The 12,003-nt window shown below is 45.0% G+C and carries 10 protein-coding genes; 7 read left to right on the forward strand and 3 right to left on the reverse strand.

The annotated features are described in order from the left end of the window. Positions 1-536 precede the first annotated feature (536 nt). The 7 genes from malT (at position 537) to sstT (ending at position 9,260) form a co-directional block, all read left to right on the forward strand. A complete protein-coding gene (gene malT / locus R7O13_RS07235) occupies positions 537-3,245 on the forward strand; it encodes an HTH-type transcriptional regulator MalT (protein ID WP_005374834.1) in 2,709 nt (902 codons plus the stop codon). 578 nt (positions 3,246-3,823) lie between these two features. Then, positions 3,824-4,741: a DUF368 domain-containing protein gene (locus R7O13_RS07240; RefSeq protein ID WP_031778872.1), complete on the forward strand. Its 918-nt coding sequence runs from the start codon at positions 3,824-3,826 to the stop codon at positions 4,739-4,741. 244 nt (positions 4,742-4,985) lie between these two features. Continuing rightward, entirely contained in the window at positions 4,986-5,411 is a 426-nt protein-coding gene (locus R7O13_RS07245; RefSeq protein WP_017634464.1) for a hypothetical protein, read from the forward strand. A 9-nt stretch (positions 5,412-5,420) separates the two neighbouring features. Next, positions 5,421-6,035, forward strand: a complete 615-nt coding sequence (locus R7O13_RS07250; protein WP_054700614.1) for an SCO family protein — start codon at positions 5,421-5,423, stop codon at positions 6,033-6,035. After that, a complete protein-coding gene (locus R7O13_RS07255; RefSeq protein ID WP_017634466.1) occupies positions 6,025-6,333 on the forward strand; it encodes a PTS transporter subunit EIIB in 309 nt (102 codons plus the stop codon). Before R7O13_RS07250 ends, R7O13_RS07255 begins: the two co-directional genes overlap by 11 nt. A gap of 276 nt (positions 6,334-6,609) precedes the next feature. Further along, a complete protein-coding gene (gene rsgA, locus R7O13_RS07260; protein ID WP_318303412.1) occupies positions 6,610-7,686 on the forward strand; it encodes a ribosome small subunit-dependent GTPase A in 1,077 nt (358 codons plus the stop codon). Between the two features lie 356 nt (positions 7,687-8,042). After that, the gene (gene sstT, locus R7O13_RS07265) at positions 8,043-9,260 is read left to right on the forward strand and encodes a serine/threonine transporter SstT (RefSeq protein WP_318303413.1); all 1,218 of its coding nucleotides are present in this window, start codon (positions 8,043-8,045) and stop codon (positions 9,258-9,260) included. 65 nt (positions 9,261-9,325) lie between these two features. Here the strand turns inward: sstT and pdxY are convergent, their stop codons facing one another. From pdxY to potE, 3 genes are all read right to left on the reverse strand, one after another. Continuing rightward, a complete protein-coding gene (pdxY, locus tag R7O13_RS07270) occupies positions 9,326-10,195 on the reverse strand; it encodes a pyridoxal kinase PdxY (protein ID WP_318303415.1) in 870 nt (289 codons plus the stop codon). A gap of 101 nt (positions 10,196-10,296) precedes the next feature. Next, positions 10,297-10,485: an AbrB/MazE/SpoVT family DNA-binding domain-containing protein gene (locus tag R7O13_RS07275; RefSeq protein ID WP_042522194.1), complete on the reverse strand. Its 189-nt coding sequence runs from the start codon at positions 10,483-10,485 to the stop codon at positions 10,297-10,299. Between the two features lie 147 nt (positions 10,486-10,632). Continuing rightward, positions 10,633-11,943, reverse strand: a complete 1,311-nt coding sequence (gene potE / locus R7O13_RS07280) for a putrescine-ornithine antiporter (protein ID WP_042522196.1) — start codon at positions 11,941-11,943, stop codon at positions 10,633-10,635. Between the last annotated feature and the right edge of the window lie 60 nt (positions 11,944-12,003).

Consider the following 12,003-nt stretch of genomic DNA (forward strand, 5'->3'; position numbering starts at 1 on the left):
TGTGAGAAAGGTTAAAACCCGTTCATGACGCTTTTTATAGTCCACTCATCTGATGATGTGAAAATTGTAATATCGGTCACATTAACTCGGTCAGCGTAGAAGAACTTTTCGTAATCTATGTGCAACGCGATCTTAACGCTAACGAAACAAACGATATTTAAGTGACGACAATCACAAATAAAGGGCGTAGTTGATGGTAAATCCATCAACCCTTGAGAATTAGGAAGTGGATCAAAGTAACGAACATTTCTGATGTCGTAACATCCCTCTCAGCTCACAGGATTGTACGCTTTTTATACAAACTAGAATTAGGCGATGTGAGTTATTTCTAGTTTTCGCTAGCTTTTATATTTAAGTGACCGTATGGAATGGTTTTTCAGACGGACGCAAGCCCCAATAGTAGCGACATTATCCGGTATTCAAACAGTGTTTTTGATGCTGATGGCATCATTCAGTAAGACGGCTTTCAAGGGGGCTTTACTAGAATGATCACGTTGCTGTCATTTGGGTATACATAAATAAGGACATAACTACTAATGTGGATTCCATCTAAGCTTACTCGACCAGGACGCCTGCACAATGCCATCGTGCGCCCACGAGTGTTGGACTTACTACAGCAAGCGCCTTACTACAAATTGGTTTTATTCCGATCCCCAGCAGGTTACGGAAAAACAACAATGGCAGCGCAGTGGCTATCCGATAAGCCAAACGTCGGTTGGTACAGCATTGATGACAGCGATAACGACGGCTTTCGCTTTGTAAACTATCTGCTTCAAGCATTAAACAAAGCCACCAACTTCAGTTGCGCTAACGCACAAAAACTGGCGGAAAAACGTCAGATCTCGTCTTTACGCTCCCTATTTAGCGAAGTATTCGCAGAAATGGCTGACTTTCATCAAGAGTGTTACGTGGTGCTTGATGACTACCATTTAATCACGAATGATGAAATCCATGAATCCATGCGTTTCTTTTTAAAGCACATGCCAGACAACCTCACCGTTGTGGTAACCAGTCGTGCAGCGCCGCCTCTAGGCACTGCAAACTTACGTGTTCGTGATTTAATGATCGAAATTGGCAACGAGATGTTGGCGTTTGATACCGAAGAAACCACTCGCTTCTTTAACCAGCGTATCGCCGATGGTATTGATGAAGACATGGCGAACAGCCTAAGAACCTATGTTGAAGGTTGGCCATCGGCGATGCAGTTGATCGCATTACAAGCCCAACATCAAAACCGCACATTGGCGCAAACTGTAGAGTCGGTATCGCAGTTCAATCACGCGCACTTGTGGGATTACTTGGTCGAAGAAGTGTTTGACTTACTCGATCACGAAACTCGTCACTTTTTAATGCAAGTATCCGTGCTTGACCACTTCAATGATGAGTTAGTGTTTGCCCTTACCCAACGCGAAGACGCACTGGGAATGATTGAATCGCTTAACCGTTACGGCTTATTTATTTACCCGCTCGAAGGGGAACAGAACTGGTTCCGGTTCCATAACTTATTTGGCGAGTTTTTATCTCATGAGCGCCAAGCTCGTATTCCTCAGCAAGAAAAAGATCTCCACCGCAATGCTGCTATCGCTTGGTTACAACAAAAAGCACCACACCAAGCGATTCATCATGCACAAAAATCGAATGATAAGGACTTAGTGGTAGAGATCCTAAACGAATTCGGCTGGAAGATGTTTAACCAAGGCGAACTCAGCACACTGGAAAGCTCAATTAACAAGTTGGACGATGATCTGTTGTTCAGCCACCCAAAACTTACGATGCTCCGAGCATGGTTGGCTCAAAGTCAGCATCGTTATAACCAAGTGGGCCACCTGCTTGAAGAAGCGGAAGAGGAACACAAAAAGCGTAACATTGCGTTAGATATTCATTATCAAGGTCAAGCAAACGCGTTGCTTGCTCAAGTGGCTATCAACAGTAACCAGCCAGAAAAAGCTCTCGAATTAGCGGAGTTAGCGCTTAGCCAACTTGATAACACAATTTACCGTAGCCGAATTGTGGCGACTTCGGTTGTTGGTGAAGTTAACCACGTGCTAGGTAAACTAGACCGTGCTTTGCCAATGATGCAACAAACTGAAAAGCTAGCTCGTCAGTATCAGGTATACCACCAAGCGTTATGGGCAATATTGCAGCAAAGCGAGATTTTAATTGCACAAGGTTACGTGCAAGCTGCCTTTGAACTACAAGATTCCGCATTCCGTCTGATTGAAGATCAGCAGCTTCAGCATGTTCCTCTTCATGAATTTTTGCTGCGTATTCGCGCGCAAGTACTTTGGTGCTGGAACCGACTTGATGAAGCGGAAGAATGCGCGTACAAAGGTCTGCAAATTCTCGAAAACCATTCACCAAGCAAGCACTTACATAGCTATTCGATGTTGGCGCGTATTGCGATTGGACGCGGTGAATTAGACAAAGCCGGTAAATTCATTGAGCATATACAGCACTTGATGAAACAGTCGACTTACCACGTAGATTGGACTGCAAACGCTTCACTATCGTTGATTCTATTTTGGCAAGCGCGCGGGAATACCGATGCAATGCAAGAATGGCTCAACACTGCGGTTCGTCCTGAATCGGCATGCAACCACTTTTCTCAATTGCAATGGCGTAACATTGCCCGCGCCCACATTAACTTAGGCCAATATACCGACGCTCGTGCTGCGTTAGATTTCCTCCAAGGTGAAGCTCGTCGCACTAACCTAATCACAGATACTAATCGCAACTTAGTGGTTGAAGCGGTCCTTTCTGCTCGCCAAAAAGATGAGGAGCAAGCCAAGGCACTGTTAAAAGAAGCATTAGTAATGACGAACCAAACTGGCATGGTCGGAAACTTCCTGATTGATGGTGCAACCATTGGCGGTCTGCTGGAGAAGTTGAGCCTCCGCCATGAACTGGGCGATCTTGAGCGTCACCGTGCTCAACAGTTAATGAAGGACATTTCATCGAATCAACGTAGCCGGTCGATTCACTTTGATGAAGACTTTATTGAAAAGTTGGTGAATCACCCTAATGTGCCAGAGCTAGTACGTACCAGCCCATTAACACAACGCGAATGGCAGGTTCTGGGACTGATTTATTCAGGCTTTAGTAACGAGCAAATCGCACAAGAGCTGGATGTGGCAGGTACGACAATTAAAACCCACATTCGCAACCTGTACCAAAAGCTTAATATTGCTAATCGTAAAGAAGCCATTGTGACAGCTGAAAACTTGCTGCAGTTGATGGGATACTGAACTGCTCGATAAACGGGTTAAAACGTAAAGTAAAACACAAGGGTTGGCGTAACACGTCAGCCCTTTTTTATGACTGACAGTAAGAGAAGTGCAATTTGCAAAGCACGTAAGTAACGTTGTTCATATAAAAAAATAGCCAACCGCAATAATCGCGATTGGCTTATATTTAGTGTGAACAAATTGTATTCACTAACAACGTCAGTTGGCTAGGTGACCCTCGGCTTAAGAAGGGTCGAGCAGTATTATGCATTAATCATGCCAAAATGCAAAGACTTATTTTTGGGCACAAGATCTCATATAAGCTGGATTTGTTCACGCGCAAATTATCAAAATGCAATTTGATAATGCAAATTGCAATTGCATAATGCAACCAAGATTAATAATTGATAGTAGAGTTAATCATCTCAAAAATGTAAACCAAGCATTAAAAGCTCGTTACGGCGGCATTGTCTCTTGGCGGGTAATAAAGATAGGCAATAGATTGGATATAAAACCAAGTAGTTACAGCACTATTTCATACTTTTTTCATCGCAATGTTTGTATACTCTCTGCCATCGAAACGACTTAGCATTAGAGCAATGAACTACTTAATTACTTTCTTCAAGGGAATCGCCATGGGTGCAGCAGATGTTGTACCTGGTGTATCTGGCGGCACCATCGCGTTTATCACTGGTATTTACGATACGCTGCTTGAAAGCATTCGACGCATTAACCCCTCACTTTTCTCTATCTGGCGAAAAGAAGGGGTTAAAGCCGCGTTTAATCACATCAACGGATTCTTCCTTATCGCTCTGTTTGCCGGCATTTTCACCAGTATTGCAACGCTAGCAAAGTTGATTACTTGGCTTCTTGACACACACCCGATCCCACTCTGGTCATTTTTCTTTGGCCTGATTTTGGTCTCTGTGTATCACATTATTCGTCAGGTTGAGCAACGCGATCTTGTCCGCTTTGTCATTCTGCTCGTTGGTGTCGGGTTTGCTTATAGTATTACTGTGCTCAAACCTTTACACATGGAACCAACGGCCATTAACACCTTATTCGCTGGAGCTATCGCGATTTGTGCGATGATCTTGCCGGGTATCTCTGGCAGTTTTATTTTGCTGCTGATTGGCATGTATGCTCCTGTATTAGCCGCAGTGAAAGGTTTTCAAGTCGATACATTAGCGCTATTTTTGTCTGGCTGCGTGATCGGTTTACTGTCCTTCTCTCACTTATTGTCGTGGTTACTACGCAAGTTCCGTGATTTCACCCTGATGTTTTTGACTGGATTAATGATTGGTACGTTGCCAAAGATTTGGCCATGGAAAGAAACCATCACTTGGCGCACCAATTCGAAGGGCGAACAAGTGCCATTGCTACAGCACAACCTATCACCATTTGAATTTGAACACGTGACATCACAACCTTCTCAGTTAGTACTTGCTGTCGTAATGATGCTTGCAGCCATTGCTCTGGTTTTGGGTCTAGAGAAATTCGCAGATTCAGATAAATAACTTTGGTATCAAACACATACTGAACCAAATAAAAACGGAGCCAATTGGCTCCGTTTTTATCTATTGGCTAAGGGCAAAAACATCTCAATTGAAAACTCTGCTGTATTTGATGCAATAAAGTCCGTCGCGTTACTAAGAAGCTGGTCACCGAGGTATAACGCACAATTTACCGAGGTCACGAGTTGGCGAGCGGCGCATCTGTGCTACGATGCTCGTAATGTTAAGTGATAAATGCTGAACCTTAATGAAACTGTTACAAATCGCCGCTGTTTCAGCCGCATTAGTTGCGGGATTTTATGCCCCGACTCTAATAAAAAACTTTTCTTCTTCCACTCAAAGCAAGTCAATAGATGAATACTGCTTTCTCTCTACAACCTCTTGCGTCCAAGAAAATGTTACGATGACGCTAAACTCAGAAACTGCTCAACCCTTGGTTCCTACCACTCTAAATGTTGAGTGGCATACAAGCGATGCTAAGCAACTCATCCTAAGTCTTTCAGGAAGAGAAATGGAGATGGGTGAGCCTAAGTTTTTGCTGAAGCAAATCGCTCCTGGCCAATATCAAGGTGACATCATTCTCCCAGTTTGCACGGAGGATGCAATGACTTGGGTTGGTGAACTCAGTGATGGAGAGAATACCGTTTACCCTGCTATAAAAATGCAAAGATAAGGAATCGTTATGAGCCGCAATTGGTCCCTATTTCTCGTAGCTGCTTTCGCACTCGGGTTTGGCGTAAAGAGCTATTTAGATAATCAGAAAACGAAGCCAGAGCAAGTGGACAGTTCCACCTCTCAACAAACAGTATTGTTTGGGGAAAATAACCAAGCCATCAATATCTTCGATGTGAATGACCCTCGCATCCGAGTCGTCTATTTTGGCTTTACTCGCTGCCCAGACGTTTGCCCAACTTCTCTTGCAATGCTGGCAGGAGCACTGAATCAAATTGACGACGCGCAAAAAGCACAACTACGCCCGATGTTCATTTCTTTAGACCCAGAGCGTGATGAGGCCGATGCATCAGCAAAATATGCCCATTACTTCCATCCAATGATTGAAGGCCTATCGGCACCACTTGATGTAACGACACCTTTGGCACACAACTATGGTGTCATTTTCCGCAAGACAGAATTGGAAGGCTCAGAACTAAAATACACGCTGGATCATAGCTCTTACTTTTACTTCTTGAAGCCGGATGGCACGTTAATCACTAAAGTACCGCATACGCTCTCACCGGCACCGATTGTTGAAGCCATTTCAAAACTAACGACCGAAGACTCTTCAAATGACGGTTAAGTCAGCGCTGAAGCAATTTTTCAATTTCCTAACTCATACCAACCCCAATGTCGAACAAGACGTCGATACGATCATTGACGCCATTGGGGGCATAGAGAACCTGCTAGAAACTGGTGCATGTGCGACTCGGCTGCGTCTTACCCTCAGAGCGACGTCCGTCATCGATAAGAACGCACTCAAGAATCATGGCGCGCATGGCGTCGTGATATTGGATGATCGTCATGTCCAAATCATATACGGCTTAAAAGCCAACACGTATTCGCAGATTATGGAAGAGCGCATCACAAAACAAAGTTAATATTTTTGCAGTATAGCTACCCTCTTTAAAAAAGGGCGGCTATACTCTTTTGGCTTAATTAACTCACTTATTTATTAACCAACGAAGAGGACACAAGATGATTGTATTGAATAACACTAACTGGGCATCGCAAGGGTAACCCTAACAGCACCAACTCTGTGGCATAACCACAACTTCCCCTTCTCTGCCCGGTCTTCACCGGGGTCAACTCTATCCGAATTAGACCCTAATGCGATTTGTATTAAGGCGCTTTGTTGCGTCTGGGATAATTCAATAATGAATCAAACACATACTTTTTGTGACACATTAGTTTCAACTTCAAACCCTCTAAAACAATTGGGTTGGAAACCATTTTTTCAGCAACAACTGACATTAGACGATTACGACAACACTATCTTTGCTCGTGTAATTGCGCATCACCGAAGTGGTTATTTATTGGCAACAGAAACTGGGCAAGTTCATCTTAATGCCCACCATTCTTTACCCAATATGACCGTCGGAGACTGGGTAATCTTAAATGAAGATCAGCAATTTGTTCGCCTACTGGATCGCTTGAGCCTCTTTAGCCGCAAAGCCGCTGGCAGCAAAGTGGCAGAGCAACTCATCGCAGCCAATGTGGATACAGTGTTTATCGTCTGTTCCCTTAACGACGACTTCAATTTAAGTCGTATTGAACGTTATCTTGCCTTGGCTCATGAAGCCGAAGTCGAACCCGTCATCGTGCTTTCCAAAGCCGATTTGTGTGACAATACTGATGAACTAAAAAGCCAAGTACAGAAGCTCGACCCTCTATTAGCGATAGAGACAGTCAACGGCTTAGAAATAGAGAGTGCTTCTAAACTCATGACCTGGTGCAAAGAAGGACAAACCCTCGCTTTTATCGGTTCTTCAGGCGTTGGCAAATCAACTCTTGTTAATGCATTACTCGGGCAACAAGAACAGGCAACTGGGCATATTCGTGAAGACGATAGCAAAGGGCGACATACAACTACATCGCGCTCTATCCATCTATTACCTGATGGCGGCATCTTGATTGATACTCTGGGAATGCGCGAGCTTCAACTAGCAGATTGTGAATCGGGGGTCAGTGAGGCATTTTCTGATATTGAGGCTCTCGCTCAGCGTTGTCGCTTTGGTGATTGCCAGCATCAAACTGAGCCGGGTTGCGCAATTCAAACTGCGATTGAAAATGGCAAACTGGAAGTTCGTCGTTTCAATAACTATCAAAAACTATTGCGAGAACAAGCCTTTAACGGTGCGACTTTGGCAGAGCAACGAGCTCAAAGTCGACAGTTCGGGAAACTCACTCGAAATGCCATGAGTGATAAGCGCAGGCGCCAACAAAGTTATTAATTTGTTGCGTTTGAGTTGTCAATAAAATCAAAGGAGACGAAAGTCTCCTTTTTAACAACTTTATTAAAAACCATTACTCATAACTAATGATAATTTTCAACATAAAAATCTTATTTAAATAACATTGAGCAAACATTTAATCCAAAAACAAACTAAAACTAGACACAAAATATTACCAAGCTAAGATATGTGATATTCAGCAAGAAAATGGCTGAATTTATAAAAACAGGATAATTGATAATCATGTGTCTTAGTGACCAGAAGCAATGCTCACCCCTTGCAATACAAGGGCATTATCGCCGTGTAATGATGGACTATTGCCCTGCCACTCTGGCATAAAATTGCAGGAATGATGTATGCAACACAACAGCCTCGTTGCCCGATATGCTCGTGGTAACCTCGTCGTCCAGATCCTTGTCGGTATCGTCTTTGGTATTTTGCTCGCGACAATTTCTCCAAGCCATGCCGAAAGCGCGGGATTAATTGGTAGCCTTTTTGTCGGTGCGCTTAAAGCGATCGCGCCAATTCTTGTGTTTATTTTGGTTGCCGCTTCAATTGCAAACCAAAAGAAAAACCAACACACTTACATGCGCCCAATCGTTGTACTGTACCTGATGGGTACATTCTTCGCGGCGCTATCAGCAGTGGTTCTAAGCTTCCTTTTCCCGACCAATTTAACGCTTGTCACCGGCGCTGAAGGTGCAACGCCTCCTCAAGGTATTGCTGAAATTCTACGCACATTGTTGTTTAAACTGGTCGACAACCCAGTAAATGCACTAGTAGAAGCAAACTACATCGGCATTCTTGCTTGGGGTGTGGGTCTGGGTCTTGCACTACACCACGCATCGGCAACAACGAAGGCCGTATTTGAAGATCTAAGCCACAGCGTGTCTCACATTGTGCGCTTTATCATTCGTCTTGCACCATTTGGTATCTTTGGCTTGGTTGCTTCAACGTTTGCGACAACGGGCTTTAGCGCGCTAGCAAGCTACGCACACCTTCTGGCGGTTCTTCTTGGCGCAATGATGATCATCGCACTCGTTGTAAACCCGGCGATCGTGTTCGTTAAAACCAAACAAAACCCTTACCCACTTGTATTCCGTTGTCTACGTGAAAGTGGTGTAACAGCGTTCTTCACTCGTTCAAGTGCGGCGAATATTCCAGTAAACATGGCACTATGTGAGAAGCTAAAACTGGACGAGGATACATACTCAGTATCTATCCCTCTAGGTGCGACCATCAACATGGCTGGTGCTGCAATCACTATCACAACGCTAACGCTTGCAGCTGTGCACACTATGGGTATCGAAGTTGATCTACTGACTGCGCTACTTCTAAGTATTGTAGCTGCGGTTTCTGCATGCGGCGCATCAGGTGTTGCAGGCGGCTCTCTACTACTTATCCCACTTGCGTGTGGCCTGTTTGGTATCTCAAACGACGTAGCAATGCAGGTTGTAGCGGTTGGCTTCATTATCGGTGTGATTCAAGACTCTGCAGAAACTGCGCTAAACAGCTCAACAGACGTTGTCTTTACGGCAGCAGTTTGTAAATCAGATCAGCAAAAAGCTCAGTAAGACTGACAGAACAAATAGAAAGGGGAGCCGATGATGGCTCCCCTTTTTTGTTTAATTGCGCTCAATTATGCGGTGACCAGAGCCACTTCTTCAATCGGGAAGTGTTTGCTTGGTTCAACAAACTCTTGCTGCGCCGCGATAGTTTGCAGCTCCCATTCGCCTGCATGATACGTTGCACTTAACACCCCGTAGCACGCGTCATGACAATGTTGGAAAGCTTGTTTAGGAGACCAGCCTTTTAAGAGTCCCGCGGTAAAAATAGCTGAAATAAGATCGCCCACGCCAACAGGTTGTTTAGCAAACTCAAATTGAGGACGCTTCGCAAGGTAAATACCTTCTTGCGTAGCCAATAGCATGTTAAAGCTGCCATTTTCTAGGCAGTAAAGGTGCTTAACTAGCACCACTTTTGGACCTTTCTCTAGCGCACGTTGGCATGCGGTGATCGCATCGTCTAGTGAGTGGATTTCCATCTCAGCAAATTGACTTAGCTCGAATTGGTTCGGAACGATCACGTCCGCCATTGGCATCAAACGCGTTAGAAGATTTTCAGCAATGCCCGGAGCCACAATGCAGCCTTTGTCTGGCGCGCCCATCACAGGGTCGCAAACATAAAGTGCGTTCGGGTTCGCTTGCTTCACTTTCGTCACGGTATCTTCAACAGCAAGGCACTGCTCTGCGCTACCTTGGTAGCCCGTCAATACCGCTTGGCACTTTTCCAGCGCGCCGATGTTACCAAGTCCACGAACTAACTCGCTGATGTCTTCAGCCGCAAACGCTCGCCCAGTCCAGCCTTCTTGATACTGCGTGTGGTTAGAAAATTGAACGGTATGAATCGGCCATACTCCGAAGCCCATGCGTTGCATTGGGAAAACAGCACTGCTGTTACCAGCATGACCAAAAGAAACATGAGATTGTATAGAGAGGATACCTTGCATAGTACCTTACCTCTTATTGTAGTTATCGATAGTTCAAAGACAGCGGCAAGCGCCAGTTTTGCGAAACCAGTAGTGTATCCGACAAACCAAGATTCTCTAACTCAATTCTCCTCGATATCTTCAGAGTAAGTTGGAGCGTTGGTTTTCAACACCATCTTCTTAATTTCCATTTTGTCTTTATTCAGTGCGATTTCTAGGGTATCTCCTTCCCTTATCCTGAGCTGAGCCAGGATTACGCTTGGAATGACTACGGCGGTGTCGTCACCGATTTTAACAGGTTGACTTATCATCTTTCGTCCTCCAAATGTCGAAAATGAGTTTTCACGTCATTGGATGTCTAGCCTCAAATACGTTGAGCTGACTTGGGTTTGGCGTAAATGCCTAAAAACAAAGAGCCTTCCACACCGCGTTTGGGAAGGCTCTTTCTGTATTATTTTTTAATTTGCTAAAGGCTCATGCTTCGCAGCAATCAGACCGTAAGCACTCCAGCCTAGGAAGGTTACGATAGACCCCCACATCATCGCTTCGTAGCCGGAGCCGTAAAGCGCATAGAAGCTGTACAGAGAGCCAATCAGAGCGATAACGTTGGTGGTTTTCATCTCGCGCTCTGGCACGTGCGCCACTTGCTGCATAATAAAGATTGCGCCCATACATAAGATGTAAGGAATAACGTTTGTTACTACCGCTAGGTTAACCAGTGCTTCGAACTGCTCGTTCAGCGTTGGAGAAATCGTCATTAGAGACAATACTGATTGGATGATAGTAATCGCGATCATACCTTTGATCGGTGTGCCGCGTTTGTCCACTTGAGAGAACAATTTAGGGAAGAAGCCCGCATCAGAAGACGATTTGAACACTGACGCGATAGTGAATTGCCAACCCAATAGAGAGCCCGCACAAGCCAATACCGCCATACCCGCAACCACTTTACCTGCTGCTGAGCCAAGCATCACAGACCATACGGTTGAGAATGGTGCGGTAGAAGCGGCAAGCTCAGAGTTTGCAACGATACCAGAACAGATGTTTGTCGATACAATGTAAACCACAGCCGCAATTAGCGTACCGCCTAGCACTGCGATTGGTACGTTCTTCTCTGGATTTTCTACTGCTTCAGAGTTCGCACAAGCTGATTCAAGACCAAGGAATGCCCATAGAGTCATCGCAATAGAAGCACTCACCGCTTCACCAAATGGCAAGCTGTGTGGGTTCCAAGCTTCAATGTACATGGTTGGGTTAAACCAGAACCAACCAACAATACCCAATGAACACACTGGTAGGATTACGCCCCACACGGTGAATGTACCAATTTGACCTGTGATTTTCGCACCACCGAAGTTAGCGAAAGTACAAATCCAAAGAATGGCGATGGTGTACAAACAGGTTTCGACCGGAGATAGGGTCACTTCAAAGAATGCGGAGCCGTAACCCACACAAGTAATCGCGATCGCAATATTCGCAATAAGGAGCGACAAACCGTAAGTCCAGCCCGCCATAAATGCACCCGATTTACCGAATGCATAAGACGCGTAACCGTTCATACCACCGTCACGTTTACTAAAGCGACCACATTTTGCGAACACGTAAGCCAACGCCAAAGAGCCCGCCGCCGTGATCAGCCAAGACAACACAGAAATGGTGCCCACTTGCGCCAGTTTACTTGGCAGCATGATGATACCGGAGCCAGCCATGTTGATGAATGTCAGAATGGTTAACTGCACCACCGACATTTTTTTAGTTTCAGTACTCATAAATTATTCTCCACGAATAAGCGGTTCGCACCGACGCCGGAGCGTGGTGCGAACGGGTAG

It is taken from the genome of Vibrio sp. Y176 (assembly GCF_033438945.1).